General features: G+C 55.4%; 18 protein-coding genes. All 18 read left to right on the top strand.

The window, feature by feature from the left end; genetic code table 11:
- Positions 1–8: 8 nt before the first annotated feature.
- The 18 genes from dnaK (at position 9) to lnt (ending at position 18,208) form a co-directional block, all read left to right on the top strand.
- Positions 9–1,931, top strand: coding sequence for a molecular chaperone DnaK (dnaK, locus tag ACOOFE_RS25060; protein ID WP_141183922.1), 1,923 nt, complete (start codon positions 9–11; stop codon positions 1,929–1,931).
- Between the two features lie 165 nt (positions 1,932–2,096).
- Positions 2,097–3,233 (top strand): molecular chaperone DnaJ, encoded by a 1,137-nt coding sequence (dnaJ, locus tag ACOOFE_RS25055; RefSeq protein ID WP_141183921.1) that lies wholly within the window; start codon positions 2,097–2,099, stop codon positions 3,231–3,233.
- A gap of 75 nt (positions 3,234–3,308) precedes the next feature.
- On the top strand, positions 3,309–3,968 hold the full coding sequence (locus tag ACOOFE_RS25050; RefSeq protein ID WP_420412546.1) for a class I SAM-dependent methyltransferase: 660 nt from the start codon (positions 3,309–3,311) through the stop codon (positions 3,966–3,968).
- 51 nt (positions 3,969–4,019) lie between these two features.
- On the top strand, positions 4,020–4,595 hold the full coding sequence (locus ACOOFE_RS25045; protein ID WP_420412545.1) for an NADPH-dependent FMN reductase: 576 nt from the start codon (positions 4,020–4,022) through the stop codon (positions 4,593–4,595).
- Between the two features lie 100 nt (positions 4,596–4,695).
- Positions 4,696–5,256, top strand: a complete 561-nt coding sequence (gene hslV, locus ACOOFE_RS25040) for an ATP-dependent protease subunit HslV (protein ID WP_420412544.1) — start codon at positions 4,696–4,698, stop codon at positions 5,254–5,256.
- Positions 5,257–5,530: 274 nt separating this feature from the next.
- The gene (locus ACOOFE_RS25035; RefSeq protein WP_420412543.1) at positions 5,531–6,643 is read left to right on the top strand and encodes a hypothetical protein; all 1,113 of its coding nucleotides are present in this window, start codon (positions 5,531–5,533) and stop codon (positions 6,641–6,643) included.
- Positions 6,644–6,684: 41 nt separating this feature from the next.
- Positions 6,685–7,989 (top strand): ATP-dependent protease ATPase subunit HslU, encoded by a 1,305-nt coding sequence (hslU, locus tag ACOOFE_RS25030; protein ID WP_141183916.1) that lies wholly within the window; start codon positions 6,685–6,687, stop codon positions 7,987–7,989.
- Positions 7,990–8,058: 69 nt separating this feature from the next.
- Positions 8,059–8,553, top strand: coding sequence for a universal stress protein (locus tag ACOOFE_RS25025; RefSeq protein ID WP_141183915.1), 495 nt, complete (start codon positions 8,059–8,061; stop codon positions 8,551–8,553).
- Between the two features lie 228 nt (positions 8,554–8,781).
- Positions 8,782–9,339, top strand: a complete 558-nt coding sequence (locus tag ACOOFE_RS25020; RefSeq protein ID WP_420412542.1) for a NifU family protein — start codon at positions 8,782–8,784, stop codon at positions 9,337–9,339.
- 156 nt (positions 9,340–9,495) lie between these two features.
- Positions 9,496–10,173, top strand: coding sequence for a tRNA (adenosine(37)-N6)-threonylcarbamoyltransferase complex dimerization subunit type 1 TsaB (gene tsaB / locus ACOOFE_RS25015; RefSeq protein WP_420412541.1), 678 nt, complete (start codon positions 9,496–9,498; stop codon positions 10,171–10,173).
- Positions 10,170–10,658 (top strand): ribosomal protein S18-alanine N-acetyltransferase, encoded by a 489-nt coding sequence (gene rimI / locus ACOOFE_RS25010; RefSeq protein ID WP_420412540.1) that lies wholly within the window; start codon positions 10,170–10,172, stop codon positions 10,656–10,658. The genes tsaB and rimI overlap by 4 nt, the downstream gene beginning before the upstream one ends.
- Positions 10,659–10,699: 41 nt before the next feature.
- Complete coding sequence (locus ACOOFE_RS25005) at positions 10,700–11,149, top strand: Fur family transcriptional regulator (protein WP_141183911.1); 450 nt, start codon at positions 10,700–10,702, stop codon at positions 11,147–11,149.
- Positions 11,142–12,008: a lysophospholipid acyltransferase family protein gene (locus ACOOFE_RS25000; protein ID WP_420412539.1), complete on the top strand. Its 867-nt coding sequence runs from the start codon at positions 11,142–11,144 to the stop codon at positions 12,006–12,008. Before ACOOFE_RS25005 ends, ACOOFE_RS25000 begins: the two co-directional genes overlap by 8 nt.
- A gap of 126 nt (positions 12,009–12,134) precedes the next feature.
- A complete protein-coding gene (gene miaB / locus ACOOFE_RS24995; RefSeq protein ID WP_420412538.1) occupies positions 12,135–13,595 on the top strand; it encodes a tRNA (N6-isopentenyl adenosine(37)-C2)-methylthiotransferase MiaB in 1,461 nt (486 codons plus the stop codon).
- A 74-nt stretch (positions 13,596–13,669) separates the two neighbouring features.
- Positions 13,670–14,734, top strand: a complete 1,065-nt coding sequence (locus ACOOFE_RS24990) for a PhoH family protein (protein ID WP_141188535.1) — start codon at positions 13,670–13,672, stop codon at positions 14,732–14,734.
- Positions 14,735–14,750: 16 nt separating this feature from the next.
- Positions 14,751–15,266, top strand: a complete 516-nt coding sequence (gene ybeY, locus ACOOFE_RS24985) for an rRNA maturation RNase YbeY (RefSeq protein ID WP_420412537.1) — start codon at positions 14,751–14,753, stop codon at positions 15,264–15,266.
- A 35-nt stretch (positions 15,267–15,301) separates the two neighbouring features.
- Positions 15,302–16,483 carry a hemolysin family protein gene (locus ACOOFE_RS24980; RefSeq protein WP_420412536.1) on the top strand — a complete coding sequence of 394 codons (1,182 nt, stop codon included), beginning with the start codon at positions 15,302–15,304 and terminating at the stop codon, positions 16,481–16,483.
- A gap of 108 nt (positions 16,484–16,591) precedes the next feature.
- The gene (lnt, locus tag ACOOFE_RS24975) at positions 16,592–18,208 is read left to right on the top strand and encodes an apolipoprotein N-acyltransferase (protein ID WP_420412535.1); all 1,617 of its coding nucleotides are present in this window, start codon (positions 16,592–16,594) and stop codon (positions 18,206–18,208) included.
- Positions 18,209–18,211: the final 3 nt, after the last annotated feature.

Raw genomic sequence — 18,211 nt, 5'->3', positions numbered from 1 at the left:
AGGCAGATATGGCAAAGGTCATTGGTATCGACCTCGGCACGACGAACTCGTGCGTGGCCGTTATGGACGGCAAAGATTCCAAAGTAATTGAAAACGCAGAAGGCGCCCGCACCACCCCATCCATGGTGGCATTTTCTGACGACGGCGAGCGTCTCGTTGGCCAGCCGGCAAAACGCCAGGCGGTCACAAACCCGACAAACACTCTTTTTGCAGTCAAGCGCCTGATCGGCCGCCGGTTCGATGATCCGACCGTTGCAAAAGACCAGAAGTTGGTTCCCTTCGAAATCGTCAAAGCCGACAATGGCGATGCTTGGGTCAAATCCAACGACGAAAAATATTCCCCGTCGCAGGTCTCCGCTTTCATCCTTCAGAAAATGAAGGAAACCGCAGAAAGCTACCTGGGCGAAAAAGTCGAACAGGCGGTTATTACTGTTCCGGCCTACTTCAACGATGCACAGCGTCAGGCAACCAAGGATGCCGGTAAAATTGCTGGCCTTGAAGTCCTGCGCATCATCAACGAGCCGACCGCAGCAGCTCTCGCCTACGGCCTTGATAAGAACGACGGCAAAACCATCGCGGTTTACGACCTTGGTGGTGGTACCTTCGACGTTTCCATCTTGGAAATCGGCGATGGCGTCTTTGAAGTGAAGTCCACCAACGGTGACACGTTCCTCGGTGGTGAAGACTTCGACATGGTTCTGGTCGACTATCTGGCTGCTGAGTTTAAGAAAGAACAAGGCATTGATCTCAAGAACGATAAGCTGGCTCTGCAGCGTCTGAAAGAAGCTGCTGAAAAAGCGAAGATCGAACTGTCTTCCGCATCTCAGACTGAGATCAACCTGCCGTTCATCACCGCAGATGCATCTGGTCCGAAGCACCTGACCTTGAAGCTTACCCGTGCGAAGTTTGAATCGCTCGTCGACAAACTGGTCAAGCGCACAGTTGATCCGATGAAAGCGGCGTTGAAAGACGCTGGTTTGACTGCTGGTGACATCGACGAAGTCGTTCTGGTTGGCGGCATGACTCGCATGCCGAAAGTTCAGGAAACCGTACAGAACTTCTTCGGTAAAGAACCGCACAAAGGCGTGAACCCGGACGAAGTCGTGGCCATGGGCGCTGCGATCCAGGCTGGTGTTCTGCAGGGCGATGTTAAAGATGTTCTCTTGCTCGACGTGACCCCGCTGTCGCTCGGCATTGAGACCCTTGGTGGTGTCTTTACCCGCCTGATCGACCGTAACACGACGATCCCGACCAAGAAGAGCCAGGTGTTCTCGACCGCTGAAGACAATCAGACGGCTGTGACCATCCGCGTCTTCCAGGGCGAGCGTGAAATGGCTGCGGACAACAAGATCCTCGGCCAGTTCGATCTGGTTGGCTTGCCGCCAGCACCGCGTGGTGTTCCGCAGATTGAAGTCACTTTCGACATCGATGCCAACGGCATCGTCAACGTGTCCGCAAAAGACAAGGGCACAGGCAAAGAGCAGCAGATCCGCATCCAGGCATCTGGTGGTCTTTCCGACGCCGACATTGATCAGATGGTCAAAGACGCGGAAGCCCACGCTGACGAAGACAAGAAGCGTAAGGAACTGGTTGAAGCCAAGAACCAGGGTGAGTCCCTTGTTCATTCGACCGAAAAGTCCCTTGCCGACTATGGCGACAAGGTATCTGAGGACGACAAGTCCGCGATCGAAAGCGCTCTGGAGGCTCTGAAGTCTTCGCTCGAAGGTGAAGATCTGGAAGACATCCAGGCTAAGACACAGGCTCTGGCCGAAGCGTCTATGAAACTTGGTGAAGCCATGTATCAGCAAGCGCAAGCAGATGCCGAAGCTGACGCTGAAGGCGGTGAAGCCGGCAGCGAGCAGGCCGAGGACGATGTCGTCGATGCGGACTTCGAAGAAGTCAAAGACGACGACGACAAAAAATCTGCTTAAACCAAAAACCATCAGCCAGCCGGAAAACCGGCTGGCTGATAAACTATTTGCACAGCGCCGTTTGCCTGGTTGTCCAAAAACAAAGGAGCCGCGAACGGCGCTTCGCCGTACTTGGCGCCAAACACTTTTCGGCAGCCAGCGGTGTAACAAGACCGAGAGATCTTGATGTCCAAACGTGATTTCTATGAGGTTCTGGGAGTTGCGCGCGATGCGGATGAAAAGGCCCTAAAAAGTGCCTACCGCAAGATGGCGATGCAATTTCATCCCGACCGCAATCCAGGTGATGCGGAAGCGGAAGCGAAGTTCAAGGAAGTCAATGAGGCGTATGACACGCTGAAGGACGGTCAAAAACGGGCCGCCTATGACCGGTTTGGTCACGCGGCCTTTGAAAATGGTGGGTTTGGCGGCGGTGGCGGCGGTGCTGGCGCCCATGACTTCTCGTCCACCATGTCTGATATTTTTGAAGAATTCTTCGGCATGGGCGGCGGCGGTGGCCGCCGGTCTAGTGGCCGCGAACGTGGCGCGGACCTCAGATACAATCTGGATATTTCGCTGGAAGATGCCTTTGCCGGCAAGACTGTCGAGATCGAAGTCCCGACCAGCATTACCTGTGACACCTGCTCTGGGTCAGGTGCAAAACCTGGCACAAGCCCGACGGCGTGCCGGACCTGTGGTGGTGCTGGCCGGGTCCGGGCAGCGCAAGGTTTTTTCACCTTGGAACGGACATGCCCGGCCTGTCAGGGCAAAGGGCAGGTAATTACTGATCCTTGTGGCGATTGCGGCGGGTCAGGCCGGAAAACCCAGGAACGGAACTTGTCGGTCAACATTCCGGCAGGCATCGAGGATGGCACAAGGATCCGGCTTGCTGGCGAAGGCGAAGCAGGCCTGCGCGGTGGACCGGCCGGGGATCTCTATATATTCCTCTCTATCAAGCCGCATGATCTATTCCAGAGGGATGGGGCAGATCTTTATTGCCGTGTGCCGATCTCCATGTCGACAGCAACCCTTGGTGGTCAGTTCGATGTGCCCACGGTAGATGGGGCAACCAGCCGGGTGAAGGTGCCGGAAGGTACACAGACCGGAAAACAGTTCCGGTTGCGCGGTAAGGGCATGCCGGTGATGCGCTCCAGCCAGCATGGCGACATGTATATTCAGGTGACTGTCGAAACACCGACCAATCTGACCAAACGCCAGCGCGAACTTTTGGCTGAGTTCGAAAAGGAATCCTCAGGTGAAAATCATCCCGAATCTGCGGGCTTTTTCTCCAAGGTGAAGGATTTTATCGACAATTTAAGTACATAATAGACGTGCCTCACCGGTAGAAACCGCGGCCGAACACGCCTATATGTTCTAAAAGGACAGGCGCGAGGTTGGGTTTTGAAGCGTATCGGGATCAAGCGGGAAACTATCCGGGAGAAACTGGAAAAGGCGGACGCTGTCCGTATGAAGGTCTTGGATGATGTTAAATTCATCCGCTCCTGGGCGCAAAATCCACTTAGAACCGGCGCTGTGGCACCCTCAGGACCAGAGCTGGCTGCGCGCATGGTGTCCTTCTTAACACCGCGGCCACACGCTAGGGTCGTTGAACTCGGTCCGGGGACTGGTGTTGTCACGAAAGCTCTGTTTGAGGCTGGATTTTCAAATCACCATTTGAACCTGATCGAATACAGCGCAGATTTTTGCGAACATTTGGAAGCAAGATACCCAGGTCTTCCTGTCTTGCAGGGCGATGCCTATGACCTGCGCGGGACGCTTTCCAATTGCGGAGGGTTTTTGGATGAAACTCACGAGCCGCAACATTCGCTTGACGGAATCGTGTCATCCTTGCCTTTGCTGACGCGTCCCGAAAAAGACCGTAAGGCGTTTTTGTCCGAAGCACTTGATCTATTGAAGCCTGGTGCCCCGCTGATCCAGTTTTCGTATGGGCTTGCTGCCCCGGTGAAACCCAAGACCCGGGCTGTCTCCATATTCAGTTCCGAATGGATCTGGAAAAACTTGCCGCCGGCCCGCGTCTGGGTCTATCGCAAGGCGAATTGATTGCCGCAAGAGACAGTCTTGCTGGCTGCGTAGTCTCTTGAAAGGGCCTTCATGCGCAATCCGAAAATCCTTGTTCTATCCGGTTCCGCCCGTGCTGGGTCTCACAACAGCAAATTGACGGCTCTAGCTGCAAAAAAACTGGCGATCCTGGACGCCCAAGTCACGCAAATATCGCTGAAGGACTATCCCCTTCCAATCTACGACGGTGATCTTGAAAGCGCCGACGGGGTTCCGGAAAATGCCAAGAAGCTAAAGAAGCTTTTTGTCGAACATGATGGCGTTTTTATCGCCTGTCCCGAATACAATGCCGGTATTACCCCGCTGCTTAAGAACACGCTTGACTGGATCAGCCGGGTCAAAGATCCCGGTGAAGCCTATCGATCGAAGATCTTTGCGATTGGCGCTGCATCTCCCGGAGGTTTTGGAGGCATGCGTGGCCTAATGGGCATGCGGACCATCCTTGAGGTCGGCCTAGGCGCGATGGTGCTGCCGCAAATGGTGTCGGTGGCCAAAGCCGGTTCAGCATTTGACGAGCGCGGAGATCTGGCGGACGAACGGGCGTCTGCAAACATGGACAAGCTGATCGACGCACTCCTACGTGCCACTCGGATTGAGCTGTCTCACTGACAAAGATGTCTTCTTGCGCCAGGAAATATCAGGGATTGCTTTTCAAGCCATGATTTGATCCCTACATAGGGCGGCGTTGCAGCAAAAACATGAGGATTAGATGAGCGATACGCGCGAGCCGGCAGTCTGGCATGGCACGACCATCATGATGGTGCGTAAGGGCGGAAAAGTGGTCATCGCAGGTGATGGCCAGGTGTCGCTTGGCCAAACCGTAATCAAACACACCGCACGCAAGGTCCGTCCCCTGGCCAAAGGGGATGTGATTGCCGGATTTGCTGGGGCAACAGCCGATGCCTTCACTTTATTCGAGCGGCTCGAAACCAAGCTGGAACAATATCCGGGCCAGTTGATGCGGGCCTGTGTAGAGCTTGCGAAAGACTGGCGGACCGACCGGTATCTGCGCCGGCTGGAAGCCATGATGCTGGTTGCCGATAAGACAACTTCGCTTGTTTTGACCGGCACCGGGGATGTTCTAGAGCCGGAAGGCGGGGTGATGGGCATCGGATCCGGCGGAAACTATGCGTTGGCCGCGGGCCGTGCGCTTGCTGATACCGATTATGATGCCGAAACAATCGCACGCAAAGCAATGGCAGTGGCTGCCGAAATCTGCGTCTACACCAATGAAAGCGTAACGGTCGAAGTTCTGGAAGCATCCGAGTAAGCTTGGACACTCGATTTGCCGTGTGAGAGCTGGCTGTTGCCGATGTGAGCCGACTTGTTGCCTCGGCTCCTTCTGCGGAGTTTTTTGAAACACCCGTGAGCGTGTGTGTCCAACTCACTGCGTGGGACGATCCAAGTCAATGCAAATCCGGCAAAAGAGGGCTTATCAAAAGACACAGTTCCGTGCGAAGCGGGTATGATTGGATACTCTCGTGGCCTCCTGAGCGGCACACACCCTTCAATTGGAATGTCTTTGACGAGAAATGGAGAAACCATTGAGCGAGTCGGCCCAAAAAATGGATGGCCATGATGGAAGCCCACTGGATTCGGTGCGCTTAGCCGCCGCTGTGTCGGAAGGGATCCTCACCGAGGATCAGGCAGAACGCCTTACAGATTTCTGGACTAGCCGGGGAACCAGCAGCCCTTTAGCCGAAACTTTGCCGCATGCCGATATCGAAGAAGTCCGGTTTGTCCGCGGCTTCCACGATATTTTTATCAGCCTTGGGATCGTCATTTTGATGGTCGGCCTGATCTATGGTCTGAATGACATTTTGCCGGCCTGGGCGATTTCTGCAGCTGGGGCTTTGGCGATCTGGGGGCTGGCAGAAGTCTTTTCCCGCCAGATGCGTCTCGCGTTGCCGTCTTTCCTGCTCAGCTTGGCTTTCACCCCGTTTTTCTTCATTGCCTGTTTTGGGCTTGTCGTAGATCAGGATCTGACGAGTTTGAGCATGGGCGGATGGCGTCAAACGCATGAATCTGCGTTGGTCATACCGACGTCATTGGTGGCGCTGACCGGTGCAATTCTGTTTTATTGGCGGTTCAAGGTTCCCGTCGGGATCGCCGGAATTACTGGGGGCTGCCTGTATATAGCAGCCGTGCTGATCGAATTGGCCGTGCCGGGCTTGATTGAAACACACCATGTCTTGTTCTTCTTGATCCTCGGATTGGTGACCTTTTCGCTGGCAATGAGCTTTGACATCAAGGACCCGGCCCGGGTTACGCTCAATTCCGACAAGGCCTTCTGGCTGCACCTGCTGGCCGCACCGTTTATCGTTCATTCCATCCTGGCTCTGGTATCAGCAGATATGGGGCAAGGGTCTGTTGGGTATTCGGTGGCCGTTATTGGACTGTTTCTGGTGCTGGCAACCGTGGCGTTGGTCGTCGACCGCCGGGCGCTATTGGTGTCTGCGATGAGCTATCTTGGTTTTGCAATCGGATACCTGATCACCCAAGCAAATGTCTCCGAGGAAGCGGCCTTTGCCGTAACCCTTCTGGTACTCGGCAGTTTCATCCTGCTGATCGGGTCTGCCTGGAGCTTCCTGCGCCGGGTGTTGCTTGCACCATTGTCAGGCCAACCCTTGCTGCGTTACCTACCGGCGACCACATAGACCGAAACAACAATCTTCTTCTGTGCGAGTGATACCTGCGAATGACCGACTTTTCTCCACGTGAAATTGTCTCCGAACTCGACCGCTATATTGTTGGCCAGAAAGACGCCAAACGTGCGGTCGCCATCGCCCTGCGCAACCGTTGGCGCCGTCAGCAGCTGGAAGGCGAGATGCGCGAGGAGGTTCTGCCAAAGAACATTCTCATGATTGGCCCGACGGGTGTCGGCAAAACGGAAATCTCCCGCCGCCTGGCAAAACTGGCCCGTGCCCCCTTCACCAAGGTGGAAGCCACCAAATTTACCGAAGTCGGGTATGTCGGCCGGGACGTTGAGCAGATTGTCCGGGATCTTGTCGAGGCCGGGATTTCGCTCGTTCGTGAGGAAAAACGCGAAGCGGTGAAAGCCAAGGCGCATGTTCTAGCCGAAGAGCGCGTGCTTGATGCCTTGGTCGGGGCCAACGCAAGCCCGGCAACGCGTGATAGTTTCCGGGCTAAATTGCGCGACGGCGAGATGGACGACAAGGAAATCGAAATCGAGATCCGTGCCCAGGCACAAATGCCGAGCTTCGATCTGCCAGGCATGCCGGGAGCGAGCGTTGGTGTGATGAATGTCTCCGATATACTCGGCAAAGCCTTTGGCGGACAGACAAAAACCAAGCGCACCACCGTGCGCGATTCCCATCAGTTGCTGGTCAATGAAGAATCCGACAAGCTGCTCGATGAAGACAAGATCGTCGAAGAGGCGATTTCCCTGGTTGAAAACTCCGGCATCGTATTCCTGGACGAAATCGACAAGATATGCGCCCGTGAAGGCCGTGCTGGCGGGGATGTTTCCCGCGAAGGTGTGCAACGCGATCTTCTGCCTTTGATCGAGGGCACTGTCGTTGCCACCAAACACGGGCCTGTGCGCACGGACCATATTCTCTTCATAGCCTCCGGCGCCTTCCATGTCGCCAAGCCGTCGGACCTTTTGCCGGAATTACAAGGCCGTCTGCCGATCCGGGTGGAACTCCGCGCGCTGACGCAAGAAGACTTCCGCGCGATCCTGACAGAACCGGAAGCAAGCCTCATCAAGCAGTACATTGCCTTGATGCAGACTGAAGAGGTGACTCTGTCTTTCTCGGAAGATGCCATTGACGAAATCGCGTCCGTTGCGGTGGATCTCAACGGTTCTGTCGAAAACATCGGGGCCCGCCGCCTGCAAACCGTCATGGAACGGATTCTGGACGAGATCTCTTTCACCGCCCCGGATCGGGCTGGTGATACGGTTGAAATTACAGCGGAATTCGTCAAAGAGAATATTGGCGATTTGGCGAAAAACGTCGATTTGTCGAAGTTTATTCTCTAGCCGGGTTTAGAGCTGCACGCGGCAAATTCGCCGCTTGCAGCCGGCCGGGTCCGATGGCAGCATGCACAAATGGTAGCAATTCGAAAAAGCAACGAAGAAGGGCATCGCCGGAAGTTTCTGGTGGTGGTCGACGATACGCCAGAGTGTGACCGTGCCATTGTATATGCGGCCAAGCGCGCGGCGCGGACCAGTGGTGTCGTGACATTGTTGTTCATCATCGCACGCGGCGATTTTCAACATTGGCTCGGAGTAGAGGACATCATGCGTGCCGAGGCACATGAAGAAGCCGAAGCCACATTGGCCAAGGCGGCTCAGAGGGTCCGCTCAGTTGCCAGGACGGAGCCGGAAACGGTGATCCGCGAAGGCAGCATGAGTGAAGAAATCATTGAGCTGATTGAAGCCGATGCAGACATCGCGATCCTTGTCCTGGCGGCCAGCACGAATTCCGAGGGGCCTGGTCCGCTTGTTTCATCGATTGCAGGTAAATCTGCCGGAACTTTCCCGATTCCGGTCACGATCGTACCAGGCAATCTGGATGATGATTCGATTGCGGCGCTTGCCTAGAGCTTTGTTTGCAGGCGGAAGTTAAGCCGGCCGGGCTTGCGGCCCTTTGGCACAATTGTGTTTTCTTGATTTTGGTAGATAATCGCCTATCTAGTTTTTAATGGTTCCAAACTGGATCGGGATCAGTTACAAGGTCCCATCGGTGTTTTGCGATGATAGCGAGGGCGCATGACACCACCCATTAGGGCGCACAGTTGAAAGAGCGCGCTAGGCGCAAGGACGGAAGATATGTTCATTCAAACCGAAGCAACGCCGAATCCGGCCACCCTGAAGTTTCTTCCGGGCCGGGTTGTCCTGCCGGAAGGCACATATGATTTTCGCACCAAGGCGGATGCGGGCGCGTCGCCACTAGCCGAAAAGTTGTTCGAAGTTCCGGGCGTCTCTGCGGTTTTCTTTGGCCATGACTTTGTAACCGTCACCAAGGACGACACCGACTGGCAGCACATGAAACCGGCGATCCTCGGTGTCATCATGGAACAGTTCATGTCCGGTCAGCCGGTCATGGCAGCTGGCGAAAGTGAAAACATCGAAGAAGGCGAGTTCTTTGAAGAAAGTGACCAACAAACGGTCGACACCATCAAAGAATTGCTGGAAACACGTGTGCGGCCTGCTGTCGCACAAGACGGCGGTGACATCACATTTAAGGGCTTCAAGGAGGGAATTGTCTATCTCTCCATGCGCGGTGCCTGTGCCGGTTGCCCATCGTCCACGGCTACATTGCAGCACGGCATTCAGAACCTTCTGCGCCATTTTGTGCCGGAAGTTGAGGAAGTTCGCCCAATTTGAGGTGAGCTAACGACATGAATTTTTTGGAACCCGGCATGCGTGCCGGGTTTTCCATTTTTTCTTTTGAATTTCTCTGTGGGTTTCAAGCCCCCCATTGGATCTAGGTCCAAAGCCCGGCTCGACTCAGCGCGGTCTCCGCGATAGAGCGAATGTATTATGCGCGTACTGGCAATCGATACAGCACTGGCCAATTGTGCCGCCGCGGTACTGGACAACGGCGCCGCTTCGGCGTGCTTCGAAACCTGCGGCGAGGAAATCGGCCGCGGCCATGCTGAAAAACTCATGGATATGATCGGAACAGTGATGGCTGAAAGCTCCACTGCCTTTTCCGATTTGGACCGGGTTGCTGTCACGGTAGGGCCTGGGAGCTTTACCGGCCTTCGGGTTGGTCTGTCTGTCGCCCGCGGTTTTGGCCTTGTGCTCGAAAAGCCGGTTGTTGGGATAACGACCCTTGCGGCAATCGCCCGCTCTTGTGCGCCATTTGACAATGGCCCGCCCCTTTTGGTCGCTCTGACAGGGAAAGGCGAAGAGGTCTATTGCCAGCAATTCTCTGATGATGGCGCGCATTTGAGCGACGCAGGGGTGCAAACCCTGTCAGAACTTGCAAGAACCCTGCCTGAGGACATAAGGTTTGCCGGGTCAGCGGCAGACAACGTAGCGCAGGCAACAGGGGCAGACGCCAGCCGGGTAATTTCCAGATGCGCCTATCCGGGGATCCGGGCAGTGGCTGAACTCGGGTTGGTTACGGAACCGCTGTTGGCTTCACCATCTCCGCTTTATCTGCGGCCGCCCGATGCGACACCGCAGAAAAAGGGAAGGATTGAACGGCAATGAGTTTTTGGTGGTTCTGGGCCCAGCCGCCGGTTATCGAAGAGGCGCTGGACGAGGATCTGCCGAAGATCGCCGAAATCCACGCAGTATCCTTCAAACACGCATGGGATGAGGACGAACTTGCCCGTATGAAGGCGCAAGACAGCACCACCATCTTGGTCGCCCGGCGGTCCAGTCCCTATGGCACACGAAGCCCTCTTGGTTTCCTGATCCTGAGAACAGCTGCAGACGAAGCCGAGGTGATTACCATCGCAGTTCATCCACGTCAGCGCGGCCGTGGAATTGGCAAAAAGCTGATGGAAGATGGTTTGTTCCGGCTCTATAGCGACAGGTGCAAGAGCTTGTTTTTGGAAGTGGATTCGGCAAATGACTCTGCGATTTTGCTGTACAGGTCCTTAGGCTTTAAGGAAGTTGGCAAGCGCAAAGGTTATTACAGCGACAGTGGAGGAGACGGGACAGCGCTTGTCATGCGCGTTGATCTTGGCTAATCGCTGTATCCATCGATGAGACTTGAAGGCACTTATTTTTCATGACGGACGAGCGGACGACATCGCTGGCGGAACTTTGCGTGGCAAAGGGCATGCGCATGACAGAACAGCGCCGCGTGATCGCCTCCGTGATTGAAGAAGCCTCTGAAGAGCATCCGGACGTAGAGGAACTCTACCGCCGGTCCGTTGCCATCGACCCGAAAATCTCAATTTCCACTGTCTACCGGACCGTCAAGCTGTTCGAAGATGCCGGCATGATCGAACGTCACGATTTCAGGGATGGCCGTTCCCGTTATGAAACTGTGCCAGACGAGCATCATGATCATCTTATCGATTTGCGCAGTGGGCAGGTGATCGAATTCCGGAACGAGGAGATCGAGGCCTTGCAGGAATTCATTGCAAAAAAGCTGGGCTACAAGTTGGTCGATCACCGGCTGGAACTTTATGGGGTTCCGATTGATCCCAAGAAGGACACGGACAGCGATGGCTGAAATCAAGGCAATTCTGACGATCTTGCTTTTAACGCTCGTCTCTCTTGTCTTGATTCCGCTGCAGTGGATTGCAGTGAAGCTCAACCTTCCTATTCAGAAAAACCTTCCCCATATTTGGCACAAAATCGCGACCAGCCTGGTTGGAATCCGGATCCATCAGCAGGGCGCGCCTGCTCCGGACCGCCCGCTTCTGATCGCCGCCAATCATGCATCCTGGGTGGACATTACGGTCGTCGGCTCCCTAATGCCGTTGTCCTTCATTGCCAAGTCCGAGGTTTCCGGCTGGCCGGTGTTTGGCCTCTTTGCCAAGCTGCAGCGGACCGTGTTTGTCAACCGCACACGGAGAACAGAAACTGCTGCGGTCGCCGACACCATCGCTGTGCGGATGGCCGAAGGCGATGCGATGGTGCTGTTTGCCGAAGGCACATCGAACGATGGAAATTGTGTCTTGCCGTTCCGCTCCGCGCTGCTGGGTGCTGCAACCCGGGCAGCCGGTGGCGACCAGGAGGCGGGGGTTTGGGTGCAGCCGCTGTCAATCGCCTATCAGGGTCTCTTCGGTATGCCGATGGGCCGGGTGCACCGGCCGCATGTTGCCTGGTATGGCGACATGGAGCTTGCCGGGCATCTATGGGGCATCTTTAAACACGGGGCGCTCGATGTGGCTGTTTATTGGGGCGAGCCGGTTCGCGTCGAAGCCGCAACGGATCGGAAGACCCTCACGCGCCACTTGGAACGCGAAGTCCGGGCGCTCACCATGGCTGCTCTGCGTCAAAAACCGGTCGAACGGTTCGATTCCGATGAAATCGAGGCGTCTGAGTTCTTCTCAAACGCAGAAAAAACCGCTAAAGCAGGCGTTTGAATCTCGGTGCCGCCCGCTGTCAGAGTGACCAGCGGAGAGAAGACGGGTGTGGATCATGAGGATCCGGCCCCTAGGCACCACCACCCAATGACATGCCGCCCGCCCGGTGAGGGCCATGAGGAGCGAATGACAAGCCGCCCGGAAGCAGAACAGGATATCCCCGCCAAAGCGGACGCAAAGACCGGTGATGGCGCAAATACGCGCAAGGTGTTTGTGCGCACGTATGGCTGCCAGATGAATGTCTATGACAGCGAGCGTATGACCGATGTGCTGGCACCTGAGGGTTATCAGACCACCGAAGACATGGACGATGCCGATCTGGTGATCCTCAACACCTGTCACATCCGCGAAAAGGCTGCAGAAAAAGTTTATTCCGAACTTGGCCGGATCCGGAAGGTCAAAGAAGCGCGCGCCAAATCCGGCAAGGACATGATGGTGGGTGTTGCCGGTTGCGTCGCTCAGGCGGAAGGCGAAGAAATCTCCCGGCGTGCACCAATTGTCGACATGGTCGTGGGTCCGCAGAGCTACCATCAGCTGCCGTCTTTGTTGGATAAGGCCCGCCAGGGCAAGAAGGTCGTTGAGACCGAATTCGATATCGACGCCAAGTTCGATCACCTGTCGGAACGGGCCGAAAAGCCGGTCATGAAACGCCCGCCATCGGCTTTCCTGACGGTTCAGGAAGGCTGCGACAAGTTCTGCACCTTCTGTGTGGTGCCTTATACGCGCGGCGCAGAAGTTTCCCGTTCTGTCGAGCAGATTGTTACTGAAGCGCAAAATATGGCTGCATCCGGTGTCCGCGAAGTGACCCTGCTCGGCCAGAACGTGAATGCGTATCACGGTGAAGCCACTGACGGCACGACTTGGAGCCTGGGACGGTTGCTGCGCCGGCTCGCTGAAATCGACGGACTGGACCGTCTGCGATACACCACCAGTCATCCACGCGACATGGATGATGAGCTGATTGAGGCGCACCGGGATCTGAAGAGCCTGATGCCGTATTTACACCTTCCGGTTCAATCCGGATCGGACAAGATCCTGAAATCCATGAACCGGAAGCATACACGAGATGAGTATTTCCGGCTGATCGACCGGATTCGCCAGGCAGCACCGGATATTGCGCTGTCGGGCGACTTCATTGTCGGATTTCCGGGTGAAACGGATCAGGATTTTGAAGACACGATGGACCTGATCCGCCGTGTCGAATATGGCTCGGCTTTCTCGTTCAAATACAGCCAGCGTCCGGGCACTCCGGGCGCGACCATGGATGATCAGGTGCCGGAAGATGTTAAGTCTGCCCGCCTTCAGGAGCTTCAGGCTTTGTTGAGCGCGCAGCAAAAGGCCTTCAATGCTTCGCGTAAGGGCATGATCTGCGATGTCCTTTTGGAAAAGAAAGGCCGCAATCCAGGTCAGCTGGTTGGAAAATCTCCGTGGCTGCAGCCGGTTGCACTGGATGCCCCAGAGACGTTGATTGGCAGCATACAAGCGGTGGAAATCGTTGACATCGGAAGCAATTCGCTGTTCGGACAGCTAATTGCGGGGCAAGATGCTGGTGATGGAACCGGTGCCATACCGGCCCCGGCGGCCTAAGGAGACGTCATTTGACGCGCGACAGCCAATCTTCGTCCCAAAAACTGCCCGAATCCGCGGCTTCGGCCTCTGACATGACCCACATCGTCCTTGCCTTTGAAGATAACCGCTTGATCGGGGATCTCTTTGGGCAATTCGATCAGAACCTCGCCTTGATAGAACAGCGTCTTGGCGTAGACGCCATCGCTCGAGGCAATCAGGTGACGTTGAAGGGGTCAGAAGCAGGCTGCGCGCAAGCGCGCACGGCGCTGGAGGCGCTTTATCAACGGCTGCTTCAAGGGCAGGAGATCCATCCTGGCGATGTCGATGGGGCCTTGCGGATGGCGGCAGCGAGTGAAGCCCAGCTTCCGCTCCCGACCCTTGAACCGAAATCCCGCTTGGCCTTTGCCCAGATTGCGACCCGCCGCAAAACGATTGTGGCCCGCACACCCACCCAGGACGCCTATATCCGGTCTATGGACCGGGCCGATTTGATTTTTGGCACAGGCCCTGCGGGAACGGGTAAGACGTTTCTAGCGGTTGCCTATGCAGCCGCGCTTTTAGAGCGGGGGGATGTGGCAAGGCTGATTTTGTCACGTCCGGCTGTGGAAGCAGGCGAGCGGCTCGGCTTTCTGCCTGGCGAGATGAAAGACAAAGTCGATCCGTATCTGCGGCCGATTTACGATGCTCTGTATGAGATGATGCCGGCGGAAAAAGTCGATCGCGGCCTGCAATCCGGCATGATTGAAGTCGCACCGCTGGCGTTTATGCGCGGCCGGACCCTGTCAAATGCAGTTGTTCTGCTCGATGAAGCGCAGAACACTACGTCGATGCAGATGAAGATGTTTTTGACCCGTCTCGGTGAAGGATCAAAAATGATTGTCACGGGAGATCCAAGCCAGATCGACTTGCCCGCCGGCCAGAAGTCCGGCCTGCGTGAAGCGTTGGGGCTGCTAACAGATATCCCGGCGGTCGCGCACATCCGGTTCAATGAAACCGATGTTGTCCGGCATGAGCTGGTCGGCCGGATCGTGACAGCTTATGACAATGCTTCACGCGAGGAATCTGAAGCCCGTGAACGGCGCTTTGCAGCACGCCAGGACGGAGATGAACCGGATCGGTCCGGACGCCGTTCGCGCAGCAGTGCCGCGGCATCTTGAGGGCATAGCAGGAACGATGGCATCAGCTTTGCCAGACGGCTTTCAGATTGATATTGCGGTGGAGGCGGGAGACTGGCCCGCGGAAGCGCAGCTTCTTAAGCTGGTCCAAACTGCTGCCGCCGCGGCTTTTCGTGAAGCCGAGCTTGAAGTTTTGGACGGAACGGAAGTCTCGTTGCTCTTCACCAATGATGCCAGCATCCAAAAGCTGAATCATCAATGGCGGGAAAAAGACAAGCCGACCAACGTGTTGTCGTTTCCCGGCAGCGATCCGCAGGAAGATATTTATGGGCCCCTCTTAGGGGACATTGTCTATGCTTATGAGACAGTCGCCCGTGAGGCGAAAGACCTGGGAATTGAATTTAACAACCACCTTACCCATCTCACGGTTCATGGATTGCTTCATCTTTTTGATTATGACCATCAGGAGAATGATGAAGCCGAATTGATGGAAAGCCTTGAAACAGCCATTTTGGCTAAACTTGGTATTGATGATCCTTATGCTGACCGGCCCCTTGAAGCCGATGGCGATTAAGGGGACACTAGAGCACTTGGATCGAAAACTGATCGATGATGAACGCAGCTGAACCGCGAAGTCCTGAGGGCGAAACACATTCCGCCAATTCAGGGTCCGCACAAGACGGGGAAGACCCGCAACAGACGAAGCCGCAGAAACCTGCGGCGATCCTTGATACGCTCAAACGCTTTTTGCGATTGGGCCGTGCCTCTTCGAGCCTGCGTGAAAATCTTGAAGACGAACTCGCACGCGAAGTTTCTGGCGATACTGCATTTTCTCCCGAAGAGCGGATGCTGCTTGGCAATATCTTGCGGCTGCGGGAAAAGCGCGTCGATGATGTCATGATCCCGCGCGCCGACATTGATGCGGTTGATCTGGATACCAGCCTCAGCCGGGTGATGGAGTTGTTCCGAAGCAGCGGCCACTCGCGCATGCCGGTTTATGAGGATACGCTCGATGATCCACGCGGTATGGTCCATATCAAGGATTTGATGGCTTATATTGCCGAGCGTGGCTCTGGTTTGAGCGCAGAAGATGTGGAAGGCGCGGACAAGGATTCTGACGGTAACGAGGCAGATAATGTCACGCCGCTTCCAGGTCACAATCTTTCCAACCTGGATTTGTCATCGGTCGATTTGTCGGCAACGCTCAAAGAAACCAATCTTTTGCGCAACCTTCTGTTTGTGCCGCCGTCTATGCCGGCAACGGACCTCATGGCCAAAATGCAAGCAGGCCGAATTCAGATGGCGCTGGTGATCGACGAATATGGTGGCACCGATGGCCTGGTGTCCTTGGAAGATCTGGTCGAAGAAGTCGTCGGCGACATTGAAGACGAACACGACGAAGATGAAGAAGCCATGCTGACAGAAGCCGGCGAGGGCATCTGGATTGCTGATCCGCGTCTGCCTTTGGAAGAGCTTGATGAAGCGCTGGGCACACGATTGAATGGTGGCGAGATTTCCGAAGATGTCGATACGCTTGGAGGACTTCTCTACATTGCGGTCGGGCGGGTTCCGGTGCGCGGCGAACTGTTGGTCGTGCGGGATGTTCCGGGCTATGAATTTGAGATCATGGATGCTGACCCACGCCGCATCAAACGCCTGAAGATCCGTAAAGGACGGGGGGAAATCCGCCCGCAGGATCTGCGCCGGCGGGCGAAAAGGGCAGACGCAGAGACACCGGATGCTGAACAAGTCTCCTCGGATGCGCCCGAACAGCCACCAATAGCCTCCTAACGGCTGCTTTAAATCTCGAATAGCTGGAACAGTTGATGGCTGTAAGGGTTGACCCCGCCCTTGCAAGCAGACAAACCTGCCCTCAATTTTTCAGCGAATCGGATACGCATGCACCTGCTTATTGAGAAGCTCTCTCTCTTACCCAATGCATTTCTATTGGCCTGGGGGTGGCCCCGCCGGGGATTGTGTCTGCTGTTAGGAGCTGCTTCCGCCTTAGCGCTGCCCCCTTTTGGACTGTTCCCAATCCTGTTTCTGACTTTGCCAGCATTCGTCTGGCTGCTCGATGGCGCATTGGAAACCGGAAAAAGCGGTGCTTTCAAACAAGTTCGCACCGGATTTGTTCTCGGCTGGTTGTTTGGTTTTGGCTATTACTTATCTGGCCTCTGGTGGATCGGATCGGCGTTCCTGGTGGAGGCGGAACGGTTTGCTTGGCTGATGCCCTTTGCCATCGTGGCCATGCCGGCAGGGCTTGCCTTGTTTACTGGTCTTGGAGCTGCGTTGGCAGGTGTTTTCTGGGGAGATACGCGGTGGCGGATCTTGCTGCTTGCCGCAGCCATGACACTTGCTGATTGGCTGAAAGGAACGGTTTTAACTGGATTTCCCTGGAATGCCTTTGGCTACGCTTTTTCCGAAAGCCTGGTTCTTGCCCAAACGGCCAGCCTTGTTGGGTTGTATGGATTGAGCTTCTTGGCGTGGGGTGTTTTCGCGATGCCAGCTATGCTGGCTGATTCCCGGCCATTGAGTCAACGGTTGCTGCCGGTTGCTGCCGCTACGGCCGTTTTGATCTCAATGGCGGGTTATGGCGGCTATCGGTTGATGGCCTCAGTGACCGAGTACGAGGATCTGGATATCAGGATCGTGCAGCCTGCAGTCAGTCAGAAGGACAAGTGGCAGCCGGAGCTGCGTGATCAGATTTTCCAAACGTATTTGGACATGACAGAGGCGCCGCTTGGAGGCGGTGCACGGGTTGGTGTTCCGCGTTTGGTTGTATGGCCCGAGTCTTCAATCCCATTTCTCTTAACCCGCGAGCCTGGGGCCTTGAGGCGGATTTCAGCGGCACTTGGGACACACAATGAACTTGCCGTTGGGGCGGTTCGGGTGGAGCCAGGTGAAAATGGGCCGCTCTATTTCAATAGTATCTATACAATCACTGGCGACGGCGCCGTGAGCGGGCTCTATGACAAGGTGCGCTTGGTGCCGTTTGGCGAATACGTTCCTTTCAAACAGGTGCTGGACCAAGTTGGGATCAGCAATTTGGCCGGCCCAGGTGTGGGTTTTCAGGCCGGATTTCAGCGCCGGCCACTCACAGCCCTTAAAGATTTCAGTTTTCTTCCGCTCATTTGTTACGAAGCAATATTTCCGGCAATCACAGCAAGCGCGTCACCAAGACCAGCCTTTTTTCTGAATGTGACCAATGATGCTTGGTTTGGCCACACCCCGGGTCCCTACCAGCACTTTGCGCAAGCCCGGTTGCGATCGATCGAAACGGGTGTGCCCACGGTTCGCGCAGCCAACACGGGCATCTCCGGCATGATCGATGGTCATGGACGTATATTATCTAAACTTGCGATTTTCGACAAAGGGTTGATCGACGCCAAGCTTCCAAAACGAATTGATGAAACGTTTTATCGGAGATTTCAGGATGCTCCGGTGCTGATTATTTCGATTATTATTGTAATTTTCTCCAGTATTCGCAGGTACAACCGATTTTCGCGCTTAAATTGATAT

Origin of the sequence: Roseibium sp., assembly GCF_965216085.1 — a bacterium.
GTDB lineage: Bacteria > Pseudomonadota > Alphaproteobacteria > Rhizobiales > Stappiaceae > Roseibium.
Note: the sequence above shows the minus strand (reverse complement) of the source record. Positions and strands in the feature narration are given on the sequence as shown.

Excerpts from the sequence above, each read along its gene's own strand:
- dnaK (WP_141183922.1), top strand. The coding sequence starts at position 9 with ATGGCAAAGGTCATTGGTATCGACCTCGGCACGACGAACTCGTGCGTG.
- dnaJ (WP_141183921.1), top strand. The coding sequence starts at position 2,097 with ATGTCCAAACGTGATTTCTATGAGGTTCTGGGAGTTGCGCGCGATGCG.
- ACOOFE_RS25045 (WP_420412545.1), top strand. The coding sequence starts at position 4,020 with ATGCGCAATCCGAAAATCCTTGTTCTATCCGGTTCCGCCCGTGCTGGG.
- hslV (WP_420412544.1), top strand. The coding sequence starts at position 4,696 with ATGAGCGATACGCGCGAGCCGGCAGTCTGGCATGGCACGACCATCATG.
- hslU (WP_141183916.1), top strand. The coding sequence starts at position 6,685 with ATGACCGACTTTTCTCCACGTGAAATTGTCTCCGAACTCGACCGCTAT.
- ACOOFE_RS25025 (WP_141183915.1), top strand. The coding sequence starts at position 8,059 with ATGGTAGCAATTCGAAAAAGCAACGAAGAAGGGCATCGCCGGAAGTTT.
- ACOOFE_RS25020 (WP_420412542.1), top strand. The coding sequence starts at position 8,782 with ATGTTCATTCAAACCGAAGCAACGCCGAATCCGGCCACCCTGAAGTTT.
- tsaB (WP_420412541.1), top strand. The coding sequence starts at position 9,496 with ATGCGCGTACTGGCAATCGATACAGCACTGGCCAATTGTGCCGCCGCG.
- rimI (WP_420412540.1), top strand. The coding sequence starts at position 10,170 with ATGAGTTTTTGGTGGTTCTGGGCCCAGCCGCCGGTTATCGAAGAGGCG.
- ACOOFE_RS25005 (WP_141183911.1), top strand. The coding sequence starts at position 10,700 with ATGACGGACGAGCGGACGACATCGCTGGCGGAACTTTGCGTGGCAAAG.
- ACOOFE_RS25000 (WP_420412539.1), top strand. The coding sequence starts at position 11,142 with ATGGCTGAAATCAAGGCAATTCTGACGATCTTGCTTTTAACGCTCGTC.
- miaB (WP_420412538.1), top strand. The coding sequence starts at position 12,135 with ATGACAAGCCGCCCGGAAGCAGAACAGGATATCCCCGCCAAAGCGGAC.
- ACOOFE_RS24990 (WP_141188535.1), top strand. The coding sequence starts at position 13,670 with ATGACCCACATCGTCCTTGCCTTTGAAGATAACCGCTTGATCGGGGAT.
- ybeY (WP_420412537.1), top strand. The coding sequence starts at position 14,751 with ATGGCATCAGCTTTGCCAGACGGCTTTCAGATTGATATTGCGGTGGAG.
- ACOOFE_RS24980 (WP_420412536.1), top strand. The coding sequence starts at position 15,302 with ATGATGAACGCAGCTGAACCGCGAAGTCCTGAGGGCGAAACACATTCC.
- lnt (WP_420412535.1), top strand. The coding sequence starts at position 16,592 with ATGCACCTGCTTATTGAGAAGCTCTCTCTCTTACCCAATGCATTTCTA.